The 21,290-nt window shown below is 32.6% G+C and carries 21 protein-coding genes; 8 read left to right on the top strand and 13 right to left on the bottom strand.

Annotated elements, in window-relative coordinates; translation table 11 throughout:
• Positions 1-324 precede the first annotated feature (324 nt).
• Both R6X41_RS01930 and aldA read right to left on the bottom strand, forming a co-directional pair.
• Complete coding sequence (locus R6X41_RS01930; protein WP_318496969.1) at positions 325-465, bottom strand: hypothetical protein; 141 nt, start codon at positions 463-465, stop codon at positions 325-327.
• Positions 466-1,258: 793 nt separating this feature from the next.
• The gene (aldA, locus tag R6X41_RS01935) at positions 1,259-2,698 is read right to left on the bottom strand and encodes an aldehyde dehydrogenase (RefSeq protein ID WP_318496970.1); all 1,440 of its coding nucleotides are present in this window, start codon (positions 2,696-2,698) and stop codon (positions 1,259-1,261) included.
• Positions 2,699-3,639: 941 nt separating this feature from the next.
• On the opposite strand from aldA, the gene R6X41_RS01940 reads away from it, so the two are divergent.
• Positions 3,640-4,755 carry a hypothetical protein gene (locus R6X41_RS01940; protein ID WP_318496971.1) on the top strand — a complete coding sequence of 372 codons (1,116 nt, stop codon included), beginning with the start codon at positions 3,640-3,642 and terminating at the stop codon, positions 4,753-4,755.
• A gap of 265 nt (positions 4,756-5,020) precedes the next feature.
• Here the strand turns inward: R6X41_RS01940 and R6X41_RS01945 are convergent, their stop codons facing one another.
• Entirely contained in the window at positions 5,021-5,260 is a 240-nt protein-coding gene (locus R6X41_RS01945) for a hypothetical protein (protein WP_318497038.1), read from the bottom strand.
• A 378-nt stretch (positions 5,261-5,638) separates the two neighbouring features.
• On the opposite strand from R6X41_RS01945, the gene R6X41_RS01950 reads away from it, so the two are divergent.
• Entirely contained in the window at positions 5,639-7,639 is a 2,001-nt protein-coding gene (locus tag R6X41_RS01950) for a protein-disulfide reductase DsbD family protein (protein WP_318496972.1), read from the top strand.
• A 114-nt stretch (positions 7,640-7,753) separates the two neighbouring features.
• Here the strand turns inward: R6X41_RS01950 and R6X41_RS01955 are convergent, their stop codons facing one another.
• Entirely contained in the window at positions 7,754-8,497 is a 744-nt protein-coding gene (locus R6X41_RS01955) for an NAD(P)-binding domain-containing protein (protein WP_318496973.1), read from the bottom strand.
• A 218-nt stretch (positions 8,498-8,715) separates the two neighbouring features.
• Here R6X41_RS01955 and R6X41_RS01960 point away from each other — a divergent pair, with 218 nt between their 5' ends.
• The 3 genes from R6X41_RS01960 (at position 8,716) to R6X41_RS01970 (ending at position 11,280) form a co-directional block, all read left to right on the top strand.
• Complete coding sequence (locus R6X41_RS01960; RefSeq protein WP_318496974.1) at positions 8,716-9,303, top strand: acetate uptake transporter; 588 nt, start codon at positions 8,716-8,718, stop codon at positions 9,301-9,303.
• Between the two features lie 193 nt (positions 9,304-9,496).
• Positions 9,497-10,402 carry a KPN_02809 family neutral zinc metallopeptidase gene (ypfJ, locus tag R6X41_RS01965; RefSeq protein WP_318496975.1) on the top strand — a complete coding sequence of 302 codons (906 nt, stop codon included), beginning with the start codon at positions 9,497-9,499 and terminating at the stop codon, positions 10,400-10,402.
• Positions 10,403-10,446: 44 nt separating this feature from the next.
• Positions 10,447-11,280 carry a 2OG-Fe(II) oxygenase gene (locus tag R6X41_RS01970; protein WP_318496976.1) on the top strand — a complete coding sequence of 278 codons (834 nt, stop codon included), beginning with the start codon at positions 10,447-10,449 and terminating at the stop codon, positions 11,278-11,280.
• Positions 11,281-11,446: 166 nt separating this feature from the next.
• Here the strand turns inward: R6X41_RS01970 and R6X41_RS01975 are convergent, their stop codons facing one another.
• The 9 genes from R6X41_RS01975 to hemN all read right to left on the bottom strand — a co-directional run bounded on the left by R6X41_RS01975 (position 11,447) and on the right by hemN (position 18,798).
• Positions 11,447-11,638: a helix-turn-helix transcriptional regulator gene (locus R6X41_RS01975; protein ID WP_318496977.1), complete on the bottom strand. Its 192-nt coding sequence runs from the start codon at positions 11,636-11,638 to the stop codon at positions 11,447-11,449.
• A complete protein-coding gene (locus R6X41_RS01980; RefSeq protein ID WP_318496978.1) occupies positions 11,635-12,042 on the bottom strand; it encodes a hypothetical protein in 408 nt (135 codons plus the stop codon). Before R6X41_RS01980 ends, R6X41_RS01975 begins: the two co-directional genes overlap by 4 nt.
• 145 nt (positions 12,043-12,187) lie before the next feature.
• A complete protein-coding gene (locus R6X41_RS01985) occupies positions 12,188-13,396 on the bottom strand; it encodes an MFS transporter (RefSeq protein WP_318496979.1) in 1,209 nt (402 codons plus the stop codon).
• A gap of 13 nt (positions 13,397-13,409) precedes the next feature.
• Positions 13,410-14,663 (bottom strand): ATP-binding cassette domain-containing protein, encoded by a 1,254-nt coding sequence (locus tag R6X41_RS01990; protein ID WP_318496980.1) that lies wholly within the window; start codon positions 14,661-14,663, stop codon positions 13,410-13,412.
• Position 14,664: 1 nt separating this feature from the next.
• On the bottom strand, positions 14,665-15,207 hold the full coding sequence (locus tag R6X41_RS01995) for a pyridoxamine 5'-phosphate oxidase family protein (RefSeq protein WP_318496981.1): 543 nt from the start codon (positions 15,205-15,207) through the stop codon (positions 14,665-14,667).
• Positions 15,208-15,305: 98 nt separating this feature from the next.
• The gene (locus tag R6X41_RS02000) at positions 15,306-15,473 is read right to left on the bottom strand and encodes a lmo0937 family membrane protein (protein ID WP_318496982.1); all 168 of its coding nucleotides are present in this window, start codon (positions 15,471-15,473) and stop codon (positions 15,306-15,308) included.
• Positions 15,474-15,545: 72 nt separating this feature from the next.
• Positions 15,546-16,232, bottom strand: a complete 687-nt coding sequence (gene aqpZ / locus R6X41_RS02005) for an aquaporin Z (protein WP_318496983.1) — start codon at positions 16,230-16,232, stop codon at positions 15,546-15,548.
• Positions 16,233-16,381: 149 nt separating this feature from the next.
• Entirely contained in the window at positions 16,382-16,921 is a 540-nt protein-coding gene (locus R6X41_RS02010) for a lipocalin family protein (RefSeq protein ID WP_318496984.1), read from the bottom strand.
• Positions 16,922-17,436: 515 nt separating this feature from the next.
• Positions 17,437-18,798, bottom strand: coding sequence for an oxygen-independent coproporphyrinogen III oxidase (hemN, locus tag R6X41_RS02015; RefSeq protein ID WP_318496985.1), 1,362 nt, complete (start codon positions 18,796-18,798; stop codon positions 17,437-17,439).
• Positions 18,799-19,226: 428 nt separating this feature from the next.
• Here hemN and R6X41_RS02020 point away from each other — a divergent pair, with 428 nt between their 5' ends.
• The 3 genes from R6X41_RS02020 to R6X41_RS02030 are packed head-to-tail and all read left to right on the top strand — an operon-like array spanning position 19,227 to position 21,186.
• On the top strand, positions 19,227-20,501 hold the full coding sequence (locus R6X41_RS02020; RefSeq protein WP_318496986.1) for a DEAD/DEAH box helicase: 1,275 nt from the start codon (positions 19,227-19,229) through the stop codon (positions 20,499-20,501).
• A 3-nt stretch (positions 20,502-20,504) separates the two neighbouring features.
• On the top strand, positions 20,505-20,729 hold the full coding sequence (locus R6X41_RS02025) for a VF530 family protein (RefSeq protein WP_318496987.1): 225 nt from the start codon (positions 20,505-20,507) through the stop codon (positions 20,727-20,729).
• 52 nt (positions 20,730-20,781) lie between these two features.
• Positions 20,782-21,186, top strand: coding sequence for a hypothetical protein (locus R6X41_RS02030; protein WP_318496988.1), 405 nt, complete (start codon positions 20,782-20,784; stop codon positions 21,184-21,186).
• Positions 21,187-21,290: the final 104 nt, after the last annotated feature.

The raw sequence follows: 21,290 nt of genomic DNA on the forward strand, positions 1-21,290 counted from the left end.
TGAAGTTTATGAAACCTAAGAAAGCAGACATAGTTTAACGAAGTTAGAGTCTTTTATATCTGCGAATGATTCGGTGACTATTAACTATCTCCTGAAGAAGCATTTCAAACCATTACCGGGGTTTGGAGGTGCTTTTATGTAGTCTTCAGCCTGCCTGTTAACAAGTCAAGTAAAGCGAATCGAGATAAAACTATAAACACCTATTTTGCTAAAGATGGTGCGAATTATTCGTTAACACTAACACATATGAATTTTTGCGATTTTTCATTAACCAATTATTCAAATTTTCCAGTTAGTTTAGCCCCGAACTTATACGGGGCTAAACTAATTATCTGCAAGTGATTTTAAGGATTTAGATGCATTATTATTATTATTATTATTATTATTTGAAATAATATTGTTTTTTAAAGGAAAATGTAATTCAGAAATAATATTGTCTTTTGCCAATAGTATACTACGTTTCATATAATTCTCGAATATTTCCTGGCCATGGGTATGAAATCATAGATTGCAATTACAATTTAACTATGCCGTATGTGCTAAAGGAGGATCTCCGGAAAAAGAAAGTACATCAATACAATTTAAAAGGTGTTAAATTGTGAGCTTATAGGTCTGTGGCAGAGGCATCAAAGATTAATAATTTATCCAAAACAAGTATTGCTAGAGCGTGCAGGGGAGAACGGAAACAAAGTGATGGTTATCTTTGGAATTATGCTTATAAAGTGTTTTGGATTAACGATGTCTGGTCGTTGGTTTGAGCCCAATTTCCGCTATTAAGTATAGCCAGATTTCACATAAATGTGAAGCTTTTTTTGTTTTTTTAGCGTACAGAATAGTTGCAGAATATTTCATGAAAAGTGTTTTATTCGTCTTCTCATTTATTTTGGTAATTTTAGTATTAAAATTTATTATCAATAAAATTAAGGATACTTTTATAATGAATAGACATCGGGTCATACGGGATCAATTTAGTATCAAGCCTAATTGTTATGTTTAAGCAAAAATAGTAGTGAGCCTAAAAAAGAAAGAGTTCTACATTTTTCACACCTCTCAACTGTGCTATATATTCTTTGATTTTGGCATTGAAAGTTTCTACATAAGTATTCGCAGTTCTGGAGTTTTAATAAACTTCTAGTTTTTTAAGTGCGTAAAAGTTAAAATTAATAAATAAAAAAATCTCAGATTAATATTTAACCTGAGATTTTAAAACTTAGACAGTTTATGAAATGCTGCTCAAATTGTATAGAAGATGTTTGTTTTATCTATATTGTGCATAGATTACTTTAGTTTGGAGATATTCCTCCATTCCATGTTTCCCATCTGCGCCACCTAATCCTGATTTTTTCCATCCTGCGTGAAATCCTTGAATAGCTTCAAAATGTTCTCTATTAATATATGTTTCTCCAAAATTTAATTCCTCAGAAGCATACATCACTTTGTTGAAATTCTCAGAAAAAATGGATGATGTTAATCCAAATTCACTATCGTTAGATAATGCAATAGCTTCGTCTAACGTGCTAAATTTCATCACGGGTAAGATAGGACCAAAGACTTCTTCTTGTATAATCTTCATGTTTTGAGTTACATTGGTTAGTAGAGTAGGTTGATAGAAGAATCCCTTATCAAATTGGCTTGACCTTTTTCCTCCAATAACTACTTCTGCACCTTCCTTTTTTGCATACTCAACCATTTCAGAAATTTTATCGATTTGATCCTTAGAAACCATACTACTCATATCTGGATTGTTTTCAGAAAAAGCATCTTCTACTTTTACATTTGCCATTTTTTTAGTGACTTTATCCATAAACTCATCATATATGGCATCTTCAACATAAACGCGTTCTGCACAATTACAAACCTGACCACTAAATATTACTTTAGAAGACACTATAGCATTGACAGCTAAATCTAAATTAGCATCTGCACAAACTATAGCAGGTGCTTTTCCTCCTAATTCTAAAGATACTTTTGTAATATTTTGAGAAGCTGCTTCCATAACCTTTTGACCTGCAAATACACTTCCTGTTAAACTTATAATGCCAGTTATAGGGCTTGTTGTAAGGGCATTTCCAACAACGTTACCAGTTCCACAAACAACGTTTAAAACTCCAGCAGGAATTCCAATGTTTTCAATTAATTTAATAAATTCCATGATCGTGTTAGGTGCGATACAGCTTGGTTTTAAAACACAAGTGTTTCCTGTAACTAAAGATGGTGCTATTTTACGAGCAGCGACGAAAAAAGGAAAGTTCCATGGGCAAATACCTACAGCGACACCGATAGGCGATTTATGTAAAAATATGTGTTCCTTTTTACGATCACTTTGAATAATTTCACCTTCAATACGTCTAGCCCATCCAGCATTATAATCATAATAATCGGCAGTAACATCAATTTCAACTTGAGCTAGTGCTATAACTTTTGCTTGTTCTTTTGCTAAAGTATTTGCTAAAAACACACGGTTTTCGCGAATTACATTAGCCATTTTGTTTAAATAGCCTGCTCTTTCTATTGCGGGTAGTGATTTCCATGCATGTTGCGATGCTTGCGCTGCCTCCAATGCTTTGTTTGCATCTTCTACAGAGCCTTCTGGAATTATCGAAATTACTTCCTCTGTACATGGGTTAAGTACTTCTGTAACTGCAGAAGATGTTGATTTTACAAATTCTCCGTTTATAAATTGATTGTATTCTTTCATGTCTATTTTGATTTATGTGTAGTAATATGTGTTTTTAATACGATATGTATATGTTGTTTTTGCTATCTATTTAAAGTTGCTAACGATCCCGGAATATTAGTTTTTTCTGTCTTCGATTATTAGTTGTTGCTATTATATGGTAATGTAATTGTATGTTTTAGGAATAAAAAGATTGTGACTATTTTAAATTAAACAGATAACTTAATCTTAATGAATTAAAAATCATAGTGAGTTACCTGACCTTATTAATCACTTCGTAAAGAACCGTAAATAGGGTTGAATTTTAATTCTCGAATCTATCAATTGTTTGCTCATATTCATCATTTAGAATAATAACAGTAATAAATTCTTATAAATTAGCAGTTAATAGTGTGAAAAATGAATTAACAATATGGGCTTCTAATCAGGTTATTATCTGCTAAATCATAAATTAAGTAGAAATTTATTTCTATTTTAATTCGATTCTAGATGGAAATTTAAACTTCTAAACGGAGGTTTATAAGGAATAGGTAAAAGAAATAAATGTATGTCCCAAATAAAAACAGGGATATAAAAAGACATAAGTATAATTGTGTAAATCATAAATAAAATATGTAAAACCTTTAGGTTTCTGATTAACACAATTGTTTTTGTTAATTAAACAATGTGTGTGTATGTAATTGACCTATTTATGGATTTGAGTATGGTTTAATTAGGAAGTGTGAGTGGGCAAGTCCAAAAGTTGTGGGTTTTTGATATTAGGCATAAATAGAATCTAGTTAATCCGGATTCTTTGCGTGATCTAGGGTTTTGTGATTTTTGAAATATTTTACCCTTCAATAGTCTTTTTAAAAAATCTTTTCATTTATTTTTGAAATGTGAAAGAAATCTTAATACGGAAAAAGAGTTATTAAGTATACTGACGAGAAATCAAAAAAATCAAAAATTAATTTAAAACCAAAATGAAACAATTTTCAATACTGTTAATAGCAGTAATATTTAGTTTGCCTTTTCAAGCATCAGCACAAATAATTGAGGAGTCACCAGAAAATAGAGGTTCTGAAGCACAAGACTCTATTATATATCCTTATGTATTACCAATCTGGGGGCAAAAAGTTGCAGACAAAGGGTATGCAGATCAACTTCAGCTTCCTTTTGGTGTAAATGTAAATTATATCAATGTGTTTATGGATATGGAAATTACTGAATTCGGTCTGGAAGTAGGTGGTAAAGATTTTTCGGATATATTAAATGTCGAAACCTTAAATTTTACACAGGTTAGTGCGACTACAAATGGTTTAAATCTTAGAGCAGATGCTTGGGTGTTGCCTTTTCTTAATGTATATGGCCTAATGTCTGCGGTAACAGGAGGTACACAAGTATCACTTCAGCCAACATGGAAAGATGGATTGGGAGAAATTATTTTACAGCTACCAGAATTTTCATCAGAAGTAGAGTTTGATGCCAGAACATATGGGATTGGTGCTACGTTGGTTTTTGGGTGGAATAACTATTTCGGAAGTACAGATTTTAATTATTCACGTACAGATACCGAGTTGTTAAAAGAACAAGTGGGTTATGCGACCTTATCGGCTAGAGCAGGGTATCGTTTTGGAGTATCTCAAAAAAATAAAGATTTTTTTATAGCACCTTATGTTGGAGTTATGTATAGAAATTTTGTTGGGGCAGATGGTAATTCAGGTTCAATTGGATTAGATGAAGTGTTTCCTGAATTAGATGCGACATTTAATGAAACTTTAGATGAGAAAATAGCAAGTAACGAAGAAATTATTAATGATCCGGGTACAAGCAATAGAGATAAAAGAAAGTTAACACGTCATAACGAATATTTAACAACAATTGGGGAAAGGGTAAATGAAAGTGGCATATTTACCACTACCATTGATTACAATATTAAAAAAGAAATGGTTCAGACAGTAACATTCCAAATGGGATTCAATGTGCAGATTAATAAGCACTGGATGGTTAGAGGTGAATATAGTCTTTCCGATAATCAACGTTTTCTTATGACAGGCTTGCAATACCGTTTCGCTATTAATAAAAAAGGAATGAAATAACATCTAACGTTATTTAAATAATATAATGAAACAGCTCTTTTTTAAGGGCTGTTTTTTTGTGCTAAGCAGCTAAATAAAGTGAAACTCAACTTTTATTCCAGTTTATTAGTCTAATGAACTGAAATAGTTTTCTACATTTAAAATATGCTTTTTCTTAACTTTAGAACTAAGTTAACTTACTTCAAAACCATTAATGGTGAGTTGTTTTAAGTGACCTATATTTAAATTTAAGACTTTAGCCGTTTCTTAATAATTTTCATTCACATTAACTACCAAAATAGGTAGGATCGTCAGAATTTATGGTTGCCATAATTCCTCTATCAAGTATATCAGTAATGTTATGATCTTCTAATTTCTGAATCACTTTAAGTTCTAGATTACTTAGCAGACATAAGGTTAAAGCAATTTTATCTTTAATTAATTTCTGAACCAAAACATCATCATCTAAACAATGATTTTCATGGTCTTTGCTGTCAGTTTTTAAATGATTAAAAGCTTCCGATATAAAGTTTACAGAACCTTCTCCTCCTGTATGAGCGACTAATTAGAAACCGATTATTGTGTGTTTTTAACATGCGATAAAAAATGAACTTTGGTTATTAGTCGATTTTTACGATATGTGATTGATATTAGAGTTTTATTGTGTGTTTTTGAAAATTAATTGTAAGTAAAACTATTTAAGTTACGACAGCATTGAAGAATTATGATTGCTAATTTATTTTATGGATGAATGGATTCCTTGTAATCCTGATTGATTTGATAGATTTACGTTAATAGTTCTTTAAGAATAGAATGATTTTTTAATAGGCAACGTATATTTGCAAGACGTTAAAAAATTTATTTAAGTATATTACATCAATCCCCTTTTAACTTTTCATTTACTATGAAGCATATTCTTTTTGCCCTTTTATTTACATTCAGTTTAACTTCTTTTTCTCAAATCTTAGATCCTGTAAAATGGTCTACTTCCGTAGAGAAAATTTCAGATACAGAATACAAATTAATTTCTACTGCAAATATTGATACAAATTGGCATTTGTACTCTCAATTTGTGCCAGATGATGGTCCTATTCCAACAACTTTTATTTACGATAATTCTGAAGAAACATTTACTTTAGAAGGTAATACAATAGAAGGGGAAGGGCATACTGTTTTCGATCCGGTATTTGAAATGGAGATTAAGTTTTTTGAAGGTCAAGCCCGATTTGTTCAAAATATAAAGGTCAATTCGGCCATTAAAAAAATTGAAGGATTTGTAGAGTTTATGGTCTGTGATGATACACAATGTATGCCTCCTACAGAGATAGATTTGGAGTTTTATTTGGACGATAACTCAGCTTCGGCTACAGCCAAAACGTTAACTGCAGAACAAGATTCTGAGGAAACACAAATAAAAGTTACCGAGAAAAATATTAAAAAAGCTGAAAAATCAGAGTCTAATAAAGGACTTTGGTCTATCTTTTTTATTGCTTTTTTATCCGGGTTCGCAGCATTATTAACACCCTGTGTGTTCCCAATGATTCCTATGACAGTGAGTTTCTTTACCAAACAAAGTAAAACCAAAGCTGCTGGAATTAAGAATGCCGTTATTTATGGAATTAGCATCATTGTAATATATGTTTTATTAGGAACTGCGGTAACAGGGATATTTGGAGCAAGTGCTTTAAATGCATTGGCAACAAATGTATGGTTTAACGTGATTTTCTTTATATTATTAGTGGTTTTTGCAGCTTCGTTCTTAGGGGCTTTCGAAATTGTACTGCCAAATTCTTGGGCAAATAAAGTCGATTCTCAAGCAGATCGCGGTGGATTAGTTGGGATTTTCTTTATGGCTTTGGCATTAGCCATTGTATCCTTTTCTTGTACAGGACCAATAGTAGGCACGCTTTTGGTCGAGTCTGCATCTAAAGGAGGGCTAGCACCAATTATAGGAATGTTCGGGTTTTCTTTGGCTATCGCCTTACCATTTGCATTATTTGCAGCATTTCCAGGATGGTTAAATTCATTACCGAAATCAGGTGGATGGTTAAACACAGTAAAAGTAGTTTTAGGATTTTTAGAATTGGCTTTAGCCTTTAAATTTTTATCGCAAGCCGATTTAGTATTACAACTTCATATACTAGAACGTGAAGTATTTATTTCTATTTGGATTGCTATTTTTGGAACTTTGGCTTTTTATTTGTTCGGAAAAATACAATTACCACACGACTCACCATTACCTCATATTTCTGTAGGTCGTTTAAGTTTAGGTCTTGTAGTTTTAGCATTTACCATTTATATGATTCCTGGACTTTGGGGAGCACCTTTAAATATTATTAGTGCATTTCCACCGCCACAAGAATATAGCGAATCGCCTTATGGTGTAGGATTCTCTAAACTTGGAGGTGGAGTTAATACAGAGGTTCATGCAGAATTGCCAGATGGGGCGCATTTATTAGCACCTCACGATATAATGGCCTTTAATGATTATGATAAAGGTCTAGCTTACGCTAAGGAAGTAGGTAAGCCTATTATGTTAGATTTTACGGGTTGGGCTTGTGTAAATTGTAGAAAGATGGAACAGAATGTTTGGCCAAAACCAGGTGTTTTAAATATTTTAAAAAATGACGTTGTTTTGATTTCCTTGTATGTTGATGATAAACGTCCGTTAGCGGAAGGTGATATTGTAGAATCTAAGTTGAAACCAGGAAAGAAATTAAAATATATTGGTCAAAAATGGAGTGAAATGCAGACCATTAAATACAAGTCTAATTCACAACCCTTTTATGTTATTATAGATCATAATGAAGACCAATTATTAGAGCCAGTGGCTTATCTTCCAGACCCGGAAATATATCAAACATGGTTAGAGGAAGGTGTTCAGGAATTTAAAATTAAGAATTAGATTACTTTCGTCTTTTGATAATATTTAAAAATCATCAGTATATTATTATAATGTACTGATGATTTTTTTTTGTTTATAATTCAATATTCCAACATGTTAATAGTTCATCAAATCTTAATATTTAAAAGTGAAGTTTAATAGCGATATAAGTTTCTCAGGATTAACAATTTTATAATCGTTAGCGGATTCAGGATCTAATATCGGATGTAATCTTCCCACTTTAGCCATTTCCTTAATGTAAAAATCTGAACGTTTAGGATGAGAATTAGAACATGCATTTAGTGTTTCTCCCCAAATGTTCTTTTCAATAATAGCGTTAATTATATTTATACAATCGTCTTGATGTATTAAATTTATAAACCCTTCAGGATTAGGAATTGTGTTATGCGATCGAATAAAATTTCCCGGTTTTCTGCCATAACCAAATAAACCGCCAAATCGGATTATAGACGACTTAAAGGTTTTATTATTTAGAAAAAGATTTTCAATATCAACAAGCGGACTTGATTTCGTTTGGGATTCTTCAGTAACCACCGTATTTGTGTTTGGATAGACGGAAGTGGAACTTATAAAAATAACATTTTTAATTCGGGATGCTTCAATGTGTTTTATAAGCTGTTTAAAAGCATCAACATTTTTTGAGGTTATTAAAATAATTAAAATATCAGAATCTAAAAATTTAGTATTCAAAGATTTAGAATGTATATCGACTAGATAAGGAACAATACCAACCGATTTGAGTGTTGTTAATTTCTCTACCTTAGTTGTTGTTCCTTTTATGTGGTATCCTTTATTTAGGAGTGTTTCTGCCAGTGGGAAACCTAGCCAACCACATCCCAAAATACTTATGTCTTGCATATAAAGTTATTTGTATTTAATGGTGATTATTTTTCATTCAAAAAAATAGCATAAATCACATTAATAGATGTGTAAATTTCGTAATTTTTCAACATATTATTTGGGATTATCTTTATATTGTGTGTTTAAAATTAAATTTTTAATAAAATGCAGTATAAACTAGAAGTTATAGGAGTAAATTAAATTTATAATATAAACATTAAATACAAGTAAGACAAATGGAAGAAAAGACAGTAATAATTAAAGATGGTTCGGCGAATCCTGGTCCATTAGGACTTTTAGCTTTTGGAATGACAACCGTTTTATTAAATCTGCATAATGCTGGTTTTTACGAATTAAATTCTATGATTTTAGCCATGGGGATTTTTTACGGTGGTTCTGCACAAATTATAGCAGGAATTTTAGAATCTAAAAAGAATAATGCCTTTGGGATGACCGCATTCATATCGTATGGTTTTTTCTGGTTAACATTAGTTGGATTACTTTTAATGCCGGAATTAGACATCTATGAAGGGACGTCGACAGCCGGAATGATTGCATATTTTATTATGTGGGGCATTTTTACAGGTCTTTTTTTTATTGGAACCTTAAGAATTAGTAAAGCACTTCAATTTGTATTTGGAAGCTTAACCATCTTATTTTTCTTGTTAGCTTTAGGGAGATATACAGGTAGTGAACTTATCGGAACGATTACAGGTTACGAAGGTATTATTTGTGGTGCTTCTGCGATTTATGCAGGTGTTGGTACTTTGTTAAACGAAGTTTACGGGAAAGTAATTATGCCTCTAGGTCCTGTTACTAAATAAAAAAGAGAATAGAATTTAAGTGTTTTTTATATAGATTATAAACCCCGATTGATGTGCATCAATTGGGGATTAGTATTGGAATAATTTTTAGATTACGTTAATCATTTTAAATTTAGATTGTACATCTAAACAATGTAAAGTAAATTTGATTAAATTTATTTAAAAGAGAAACCAACTAAAGCAAAACTGTATTATGAAATGGCAAGGAAGAAGGCAAAGTTCTAATGTAGAAGATCGCAGAGGGCAAAGTGGTCCAGGTCGCAGAAGAGGATCAGGTGGTATTAGTCCAATGTTATTGATTCCGTTAGTAAAGCTTTTATTTTCTAAAAAAGGATTAATTGTTGTTGGAATCGTCATCTTATTTTCGGTTGTAACAGGGTATAATCCGTTAAATTTAGTTAGTGGAGTTTTAGGAGGTGGACCAATACAAACAGAATCCTCGACTACTTATCAACCAACCGAAAAAGATGAACAACTAGCTGAATTTAGTACAACCATTTTAGCGAGTACAGAAGATGTTTGGAATCAGCTCTTAACAAATTACCGAGAACCAACCTTAGTGCTCTTTACGGGTTCTGTAGCATCTGCTTGTGGTGCGGCTTCCAGTGCAACTGGTCCTTTTTATTGTCCAGGTGACGAAAAATTATATTTAGATATCAGTTTTTTTGATGAAATGGAACGCCAAATGAATGCGCCAGGAGATTTTGCTCAAGCCTATGTTATTGCTCACGAAGTCGGACATCATGTTCAGAAAATTATGGGTATTACAGATAAAATGCAACAGTTAAGAGGTCAGGTCAGTGAAACAGAATATAGTAAGTATTCTGTGCGTTTAGAACTTCAAGCAGATTACTTTGCTGGAGTTTGGGCACATCACTCACAAGCCATGACACAGATGATGGAGGATGGGGATTTAGAAGAAGCTTTAAATGCTGCAAATGCTATTGGCGACGACCGTTTGCAAAAACAATCTACAGGTCGTGTAGTTCCAGATTCCTTTACACATGGGACTTCAGAACAACGTATGCGTTGGTTTAAAAAAGGATTTATGTCTGGCGATGTTTCTCAGGGGGATACATTTAGTGCTAATCCGCTTTAATACAAAAGCATAATATTATTTACAGTTATATAAACCCCATTAAAATGAATAAAGATTCTATAGATCGCAACAGTTTGTCCAAGCTAATTATAGATCGGTTGATTGCAGAAAAAGAATCATTAAAGCTTCAGTTTAATGACTCAAAAGATAAAATAGGATATTTTTATATCGATACTATTTTGCCTGTTGATATCGCTACAGAAATTCATAATCAATTTCCTTCACCAGAAGATATGACACTTAAAAAGAGCTTACGTGAATATAAACATGTAGCTGCTCAAATGAATAAATACAATCCTATTTTAGAAGAAGCTATTTATGCTTTTCAAGATGAAAAAATTGTAAGATTGGTTCGTGAGATTTGTGAAATAGACGATTTATATCCAGATGAAAAGTTATATGCAGGCGGAATTTCTGCTATGCATAAAGATCAGTTTTTAAATCCGCATTTAGATAATTCTCACGATAAGGATAGAAATCGCTGGCGTGTTTTAAATTTACTGTATTATGTAAGTCCTGATTGGAAAGATGATAATGGCGGACATTTAGAACTTTGGCCAAATGGTCTGGATAAACCACAAACCGTTGTGCATTCTAAGTTTAATAGGCTTATTGTAATGGCCACTCATCAGGCATCCTGGCATTCTGTGAGTCCTGTTACAGCAGATGCATCAAGACAATGTGTGTCTAATTATTACTTTTCAGATAGCCCACTTCAAACTACCGATTCGTTTCATGTAACTACATTTAGAGGCCGACCAGAACAAAAATTAACAAATCAGGTTTTAAAAATTGATTCGTTTTTAAGAATGAATATTAGAAAAATATTTAAAAAAGGCATAGTCGAAAATCCGCATGTTTATAAAAAGGAGGAGTAGTTATTATTTTGATAAAGACATGAATAGTGAAGATCAGGAATCTTTTAAATTGAGAAACAATTGTGCTTTAGTGTTGAATTTATATTCACCTTAAGCTTGTGTCATATTCTCATTACTCCTGCTTTGCATTACTAAAACAAATTGAGCATGATATTTAGATATAAAATTATTCATCTATAAAAATAGCCTCAATTTCTTGCTTAAAAAGTCTTGAAATTTTAAAAGCAAGAGGTAAACTCGGATCGAATTTTCCTTTTTCTATAGCATTAATTGTTTGTCTGGATACTTCGAGTTTATTGGCTAAATCGGCTTGTGTCATATCGTTTTCAGCGCGTAGTACTTTTAGTCTGTTTTTCATTTGTATTTTTTGTTTCCAATAAAAGTGGCTACTAAATAGGTAATAGAAATCCCCATAACTAAGAATGAAATTTGAGCATCTTTCGAAATGATATTGGTTGTGTCTAATAAAGAATAACTTAAACCTCCTACAATACCAACGCCTAAGGCAATACCCATAGCTTCCAATTGAATTTTTTGTTGCAACTCATCAAGACCTTTTAGTTGTTTCATATTTGCATAAATCATTCCTATTCCTATTAAAAAATTCAAAATAACACCTATTAAAGTAAATGTGAAATTATCTTCCCAAATAAATTTTGGGCCAAAGGTTGCTAGAGCCATAGACAATAGCCAAGCCAAGGTCCAAAAGGCTAATGTTTTTGTGTTTTGTTTTACTTTTTTATTCCAGTTTTGTGGTTCCATAAGTCAAGTGTGTTTTAGTAAATGTTAAGTTAACTTGACACAAATGTAGATAAATAGTTTTAAAAAGTAAAGTTTATTTTACAAAAAGAATTGTCTTGTTTACTTTTTAGTTGATTAATGACATGATTCGAATGATCTTAATTTATTAAACAGTTGGTAGTTGTTTCTTGTTTTTTAATGCAATTAATCCGAGAATAGGTCCAATGGCTAAAACTAAATATATTAGCGTTGGATTGATGATTGTTTGTAGAAATCCTAAAGTCTGAATGCTAATAATAGTGATAGAAAACCCTATACAGTTTACAATGGTTAGTGCACTTCCTTTAGTTTCCGGAGCTGTGTTATTAGCAATCAAGGTTGAAAAGAGCGGAGAGTCTGCAACCACAACCATACCCCAAAAGATTAAAAACAATATAAAAAATAGAGCTGAATTTAAGTAGAAACTAAAAGGAGATAACAGACAACAGATTGCAGAAGCTAATAATATGTAAAATGCAGACGTTTTTAAGCCTTTGTATTTTGAAAGTATGCCACAAAAAACACAGCTAAATGAACCGCTACCAATAACTAAAAATGAAAATAGAGCTATGTTTAGTTCTGTTTCCGGATGAAGCAGGTTGTAGGTTGCAATCATTACTGGTGTAAATGCCCAGAAGGCATAAAGTTCCCACATATGCCCAAAATATCCGAATGCAGCAGCTTTAAATGCTCTGTTTTTAAATAAATTCGAAAGTATAGAGAAGTCCGTTTTAGTGTTTGATTTTCTAAACGGACCATTGGGGACGAAAACTAAAATTAAAAATCCTCCTAAAATTGAGAGTAGAGATGTTGTGTAGATTACACTTTCCCAGGGTAAATGTTCCGTAATGTTACTTAAAAGATGAGGGAAAGCTGTTCCTAATACTAAGGCACCTACCAAAAACCCAAGAGCTTTTCCTAAACCCTGATTATAATAATCGGCTGCGATTTTCATGCCTATAGGATATATACCAGCAAGAAAGAATCCCGTTAAAAAACGTAAAGTAAGCAGCAATGTTAGCGATTGACCTTTTAGTACCAATCCGCAATTAAAAATAGCGGCTAAAGAAGCACTCACCATAAAAACTTTAGAAGGCGAAAACCGATCTGAAATTGTAAATAGAGCAAAAACAAATGTGCCTAGAATAAATCCAAATTGCACTGCAGAAGTGAGAAAGCTTAGCGCAGAAGTATCTAAATTATAGACTTGAATAAGCTCGTCCATAACACCATTTCCAGCAAACCAAAGTGAAGTACAACAGAATTGAGAAATTATAATAAGTGGTAAAATCCGTTTAGGAATATGTTCTGTTATACTTAATTTATCGACTATCATTTACCTTTTTATGCTAATTAGCTGGTGTAATAATTTTTCCAATCGAACCAGAATTTGTACGTTCCAATTGAAAAATATGTGTTGGTTTTAATTCGGGTTCCGTTTTGTGCGATACATACAAAACCGCAGTATTACTTTCCTTTGCAATTTTCTGAACTAAACTAATAAATACCATGGCGCCTTTATCGTCCAAACCAACCGTAGGCTCGTCCAACAAAATTAAAGGAGGGTGTTTAATCATGGCTCTACAAATTAAAATTAACCGTTTATTGGTTTCAGACAGGTAATAATAATTTGTGTTTGTAATCGTATCTAATCCTATTAATTGTAACCATTGTTTGGCTAAATTCACCTCCAAATCTGTAGGAACTTGGTATAAACCAATACTGTCTTTTAAACCCGAAATCACCATATTTAAAGCGGTATGTTGGCCGTTAAATAAGTGCATCATACTTGGTGTAAAATAGCCTATATTTTGTTTTATATCCCAAACGGTTTCACCTGAACCACGTTTAGATCCAAATAAAAACACATCTTGACCATACGCTTTTGGATTGTCTCCAATCATCATCGTAACCAAAGTCGATTTTCCGGTACCATTAGCCCCTTTTAGTTCCCAAAACTCACCTTGATTAATCGACCAACTAATGTTTTTTAAAATCGGTTTGTCGTTGTAAGAAACATTAACTTTCTTTAATTCGATTAATGTTGATGGTAAACTTTTTATTTGTTTTGAAAAGGGTTTAGGAAGCGGTTTTGAAAATTCTAAATTCGAATTTCCATTGCCTTCATTTATATATTCTGAAAGAGGCTGAATTTTAAAAGTATCAGCTTCAGGTTTCAAAATATATTGAATGCAGGGTAATATTTCGTCTTTTCTGCTAAAGAATTGTATGATGGGAATGTCTTCAGAACGTGATATTAAACGCACTTTTAATTCGTCTACATTTTGTACATCTAAGGAATCAAACGGATTGACTACGACTAAAAACTGAGGATTCGCTTTTAAAAGATGATTGAATAACGCTTTTTTACGTTCACCACTAGATAGTGTTAATAGTTTTCTTTTAGAGTCTTGAGTTAATGTGTAATCGTCGTGTAATAATTCTGCTTTTACAAATTCGTCTAAAGTCGAATCCGATAAAAATGCACCTTTTTTGCCTTTAAATTCTGATAAAAGCGGTATGTTAGATTCGGTAATAAAGGTTATGTAATCTTCGGGAGTAGGCTTTTTCGTGAAATTTATTGCAATATGTGTGTGTTCCATTTTATTTAATAATTTGCGTTTCGAAACCGTCAATACTCTCGGTGTTTTTATCGACCCAATACTGTTCAATGCCTTCTGGACCTTTTTGTGTTGCCCATTCATTTAGAGTGGTGCGCTCTTCTTTGTAATCCATAAATGGCACGCCAAATCCGCATGAGGTTTGCACCAAATCTACATCCATTTCAATAATTTGTCTAGAGCCAACCGCATTAGGGAAATAAGAGCTGTAGGTGTCAAAAGCGTTATCTCTTGGATGAAAAATTGTAGCATTTCCATAAAGTCTCAAAATAAGAGGTTTGCCTTCAAACGCACAAAACATAATGGTCATTCTATTGTTTAGTAGTAAGTGTGCAGCGGTTTCATTTCCGCTTCCGGTTAAATTCAACCAAATAATTTTATTTTTATTAATTACTCTAAAGCTATCTGTGCCTTTTGGAGATACATTTATGCGACCTTCGGCAGCAGCCGTGCCCACGAAAAACAAATGCTGATTAGCTATAAAGTCTTCGATATGTGGTGCTATATGATCTGTTTTTTTACCCATGATAATTTTTTAAGGAAAGTGTAAAAATAAACAATCTACTTTTAGACAACAAAGTTATAGTCTAAAAGTAGATTGTTATTTTAAAAAGTAAAACGCTCTTATAAAGGTTTACGTCCAGAGATTATATTGTAAAGAATTACAATAATGGCAATTACTATAAGAATGTGAATTAAACTGTTTGTGGCAAGTCCAGGAACTATATCTAGCATTCCTAAAAGCCAAACGATAATGCAAATTACGGCAACAAGCCAAAGTAGACTTCTCATGATTTTATTTTTACAGTTAGTATCCTAATGTATTAAAAAACAGTCTATTTACAAAATATTTTTTATATGCTTTTATGCTTTTTCTGGTGCTAAATATTTATAAACTACACCTGCTATAACGGCGCCAATAATTGGAGCTACCCAAAACAACCATAACTGGCCTAATGCCCAATCTCCAACAAACAAAGCTTGACTTGTACTTCTTGCTGGGTTAACAGAGGTGTTAGTAACAGGGATACTAATTAAATGAATAAGTGTTAAACCTAAACCAATAGCGATACCCGCAAAACCTTTAGGCGTTTTAGAATGTGTCGCACCAAGAATAATAATTAAGAACATAAACGTCATTACGATTTCTGAAACTAAAGCAGACATTAAATTGTAGCCACCTGGAGAATGTTCTCCGTATCCATTGGCTGCAAATCCACCTAATTCAAAGCCAGCTTTACCCGATGCTATTACGTATAGTATTCCAGCTCCTAGAATACCACCAAGGACTTGAGCAATTATGTAAGGAATAAGATCTTTTTTGTCGAAACGTCCTCCAACCGCCAGTCCTATTGAAACCGCTGGATTTAAGTGACATCCGGAAATGTTTCCAATGGCATAAACCATTGTTAAAACGGTAAGTCCAAAAGCCAGGGCGACTCCTACAAATCCAATTCCTAATTCTGGAAATCCAGCTGCTATAACTGCGCTTCCACATCCGCCTAATACTAGCCACATGGTGCCTAGGAATTCTGCTAATAATTTTTTCATAAAGTTGGTTTTTTATTGATTAGTTGTGTGGTCGATTTCGTTTTGAAATTATTATTTTAAACGTAAATCAATTTCTACTTTATAAATATCCGAAAACTTTATAAATTATTTGTGAAAAATATTTTATTTGAGCACTGTATCTAATCGCATTAGGACTTGTCGTGTTTCACCCAAATCAGGTTTTTTGTGTTGTATCCAATGGTTTCCGCTGTGTTTAAAAAGTCTTGTTTTATGTGCTCTGGAATTGTTGTCTCTCGAGATAGAATCCATAAATAATCTAAGTTTTTACCAGCAACTAAGGCGTATTTATAATCTTCGGCTAGCGCAATGACATTATAACCAGCATAAAACGGACCGAAAAAGGATACTTTTAATTTGGCAATAGTATCGCTATCAATAAACTTGGCTTTTCCGTCGGCTTCTGTCCATTCCTTTTTTACATAATTATAACCTTTGTTTACAACCTTTATAGAGTTGTTAGGGTTTATAGTATAGTTTGCAGTAGTGTTATTCAGATCTTTTTCATATTTAAAATCCAAACGTGCAATCTCATACCATTTTCCTAAATATTTTTCTTTGTTAAACGGACTAACAGCTTCTACTTTTTCTGGAATTGTAGCACAAGAAGAAAAGATAATTGCCATTATTATTAAGATGATAGTGTGTTTTATATATTTTGAATGTTTCATTTTATACTAGTTTTATATTGAACATAAAGTTATGAGTTACGTATTAAATACGAGTTGTAATTTTATAAAATATTGACTAGTTAATGTATTTGTATCGCACTTTTGTTTAATCTAAATGCATATAATCTACATGTTTTAAAGAATAGACTACTATTTAATATTGGAGCCTATACAGTACTGATAGTTCTCGCTATTCTTTAGCGGTGAACGCAATATTTTTATAGAAAAAGGGAAGCATTTGCCTCCCTTTTTTGTACTATATATTTTATAAATGTATTTTAAATTTACTTTTTGCTTTTGATAAGAGCGATTATTAGGATCGCAATTCCTGTCCCAAATAATAGACCTATCATGAAATCTGAGAAATCATTTTTAAAATAGAAGTGTATTGCAGTTGCAACGAGAAGAAGCAGAAGTCCTAAAATTATAGAGGTTTTCGTTTTCATAATATATCATTTAAATAAAAAATTACTAATTTGGATTCTAGATTCAAATATGATTTGGAAATAAATGAATTATATTGTCATTGAAAAAATCTTAGTTTCTGGTTTATTCTGAAGGAGTTTCAAATCGAAAGCCATACAAATGTTTCTAATAAACATACGACCTTCTTCTTTTACAATTAAACCATCTTTAAGAATGTCGAGAACCCCATCGTCTTCCATTTCTTTTAAATGAGATAGGATCTCAGGAAGCTCTTTCAATTTCATTTTAGAATCTTTCCATGATGTTTCTAGATTACACATTATATTTAGAATGTGTTGTCTTACCACTAAATCTTCTTCAGATAATAAATGACCTTTAAAAATGGGTAATTCACCAGCTTCTAAACGGGCATAGTAATCGTCTATGTTTTTTTCGTTCTGAGCAAAACTGTACCAAGAGTCACTTATCGACGATACGCCTAAACCAATCATAAGTTTTGTTTTTCCGGAGGTATAGCCCATAAAATTACGGTGCAGCGCTTTATTTTTCATTGCAACATACATATTGTCTGTTGATAATGCAAAATGATCCATTCCGATTTCTACATAACCAGCATCGAAAAACAATTGTTTTCCTAGTTCGTATAAAGCACGCTTTTCGTTGTCTTGTGGTAAATCGGTGTCTTTAAATCCGCGTTGTCCGTTTCCTTTTATCCACGGGACATGTGCATAACTATAATAGGCGATACGGTCTGGTTTTAATTCGACTGTTTTTTTTATGGTTTCTCGTATACTGTCTTCATTTTGAAACGGCAATCCGAAAATTAAATCGTGACTTACAGAGTCGTAACCTATGGCACGAGAATCGTTAGTAACACGTTTTACAGTTTCGAAAGATTGCATGCGATTAATCGCTTTCTGAACTATTGGGTCGTAATCTTGTATCCCAAAACTGTTACGTTTAAATCCTAAATCGAATAAAACTTGTAATTGTTCTTTAGTTGTGTAATTTGGATGTCCTTCAAAACTAAATTCGAAATCTTCAGCTCTAGTAGCTGTTTCAAAAATGCCATGTATGAGTTTGGATAAATTTTCCGAAGAAAAGAATGTTGGTGTTCCGCCACCTAAATGTATTTCCTTAATATTAGGTTTGTCTTCAAGAATTTCACAATACATATTCCATTCTTTTAAAACCATGTCTACATAAGGCACTTCCACACCATGTTGCTTCGTAATACGCTTATTGCAGGCGCAAAACGTACATAAACTTTCGCAAAAAGGTAAATGAATATACAGGCTTATGCCTTCGGAAGTATTCGATTCGTTAAATGATTTTTTAAGCGTACTTATCCAATTTTCTGGAGATATGCCTTGTTCGTCCCAATATGGTACGGTTGGATAACTGGTGTAACGAGGTCCTGGAATGTTGTATTTCTGAATTAAATTATGCATTGTATCGTAATTTTTAACTTCAGAAATATGCATTTTCTAAAGCTGATAAACGGAATGTAAAAATACGATTTATTTGACTGTTGTTTCACTCTTTTAGGATTTATGTATGGCTTCTTTTGTAATCGATATTATGAATATTTCTGAGTGTTTTCAACTGCTAAAAGGTTGTTTTATTTAATATTTGATACAAATATGTTAATGGAGCTTATATTTTAGGAGTTAAAATGAAACAAGATATGGTAAACGTTACAAATGATGAAACCGCTTAAAATAAGAAGGTTAATGACTGATTTGTGATGTGTTTCGTGACTCTAATTTTAGTAACTCTTCTTAAAATGATGCTATGCGTGAAAAATTAAGCGTACTTTTGCAACTTCATAAAGAATGACATTAAAATAATTGTATGTCATTTTCTTCAATAATAATGTATGTCATTTAATTCACTAGGCCTATCTGATGCCTTATTGAAAGCAATCAATAAAAAAGGATACGACACGCCATCTCCAATTCAAGAAAAAGCAATTCCACCCATTTTAGAAGGGAAGGATGTATTGGCGTCGGCACAAACAGGTACAGGTAAAACCGCGGGTTTTACGTTGCCATTACTTCAAATTTTAAGCGAAGGAACAGCCAAAAGGCATCGCCCAGTGCGCGCTTTAATACTTACGCCAACTCGAGAATTAGCAGCGCAGATCTATGAAAACGTTAAAGAATATAGCGAGTTTTTAGATATTAAATCGGCAGTGATTTTTGGAGGTGTTAATCAAAAACCACAAGCAACAACAATTAAGCGTGGAGTAGATGTTTTAGTCGCAACTCCAGGACGATTATTAGATTTATGTAACCAAAATATACTGTCTTTAGCAAGTGTAGAAATATTTGTTTTAGACGAAGCAGACCGTATGTTAGATATGGGATTTGTTAAGGATATAGAACGTATCATTAAATTAATTCCTAAAAAACGTCAGAATTTAATGTTTTCTGCAACGTTCTCAAAGGACATTAAAAAACTTGCGAACGGCATCTTAACGTATCCTGTTTCTGTTGAGGCAACTCCAGAAAATACAACAGTTGAAGTTATTCAACAAAAAGTATATCGTGTTGCTAAAGCAAAGAAAACGGACTTGATAATTAAATTAATTTCGGAAGGAAGATGGAAGCAGGTTCTAGTATTTACAAGAACAAAACACGGAGCTAATAATTTGACGAAGAAGTTGATTTCTTCGGGAATTACAGCTGCAGCTATTCACGGAAATAAAAGTCAGGGAGCACGAACAAAGGCATTAGAAGGTTTTAAAAATGGAAGTATTCGCGTTATGGTAGCAACAGATATTGCTGCACGTGGATTAGATATTCCATTATTACCTCACGTTATAAACTTCGAAATTCCTAATATTCCTGAAGATTACGTTCACAGAATTGGAAGAACGGGTAGAGCAGGAGCAAGTGGAGAAGCGATTTCTTTAGTAAGTGCAGATGAAACATCTTTCTTAGCTGATATTCAGAAATTAATAGGAATGAAGATTCCTGTAGAAATTCTTGAAGGTTTTGAACCAGATCCTAACGCTTCAACAGAACCGATTAAACAAGGTGGCGGTGGTTCTAGATCTAGAGCTCCAAAAGCTAAGACTAGTGATAGTAGAAATTCAAATAAAAGTAGTGCTTCTAATTCAGGTCGCAGAACCAGAGATAGAAGAAACTAAGTTATGGAAAGTCAACCAAATAATCCCTTACACGGTGTAAAATTAGAACAGATTTTAGTAGATCTTGAAGCGCATTATGGATGGGAATATATGGGCTATAATATTAAAATTCGTTGTTTTACAGAAAATCCTTCAATTAAATCGAGTTTAAAATTTTTACGACGAACACCTTGGGCAAGAACCAAAGTGGAACAGTTGTATTTAAAAATGCTTTTGAAGAAGGGTTAATCTGTTTGAGACAATTTCATTAAAAAACATAAGTATATATTAAATAATAGTCATGAAAAAAACACTCGTAGTATTGGCGTTAGCCTTAAGCTTTACAGCGTTTTATAGCTGTGATTCAACAAAATCTACAACAAGTTCAACGGCTAGTTCATTAGTATCTAATATGAGTGCAGCTCAGATGAAGACTTACTTTATGAACAGTTCTGCGGCTCAAGATAAAGTAAAAAATGTTTTGGTTTCTGGTTCAGACTCAACATTAAGTTCACAGGTTACAAATTACTTAACAACGAGTTCTGATACTAAATCTCAGATTACAGATTATTTAGCAGGTTCAGGTACGAAATCTAAACTATTACAGTACGCTATGAGTAATCCAGAATTAACTAGTAAAGTAATGAGTTGGATTTCTAGTAATCCAGAAATTTTAAAACAAGCCATGAGTTTAATAGGAATGTAAACTTCTTAAACACAAATATAAAAAGCGATTAAGAACTTCTTAGTCGCTTTTTTCATTTAAATTGAATTGAAAACAAAGTATTATGTTCGTAAAAGCGGATTTAA

The organism is Formosa sejongensis, assembly GCF_033447105.1.
Lineage (GTDB): Bacteria > Bacteroidota > Bacteroidia > Flavobacteriales > Flavobacteriaceae > Formosa.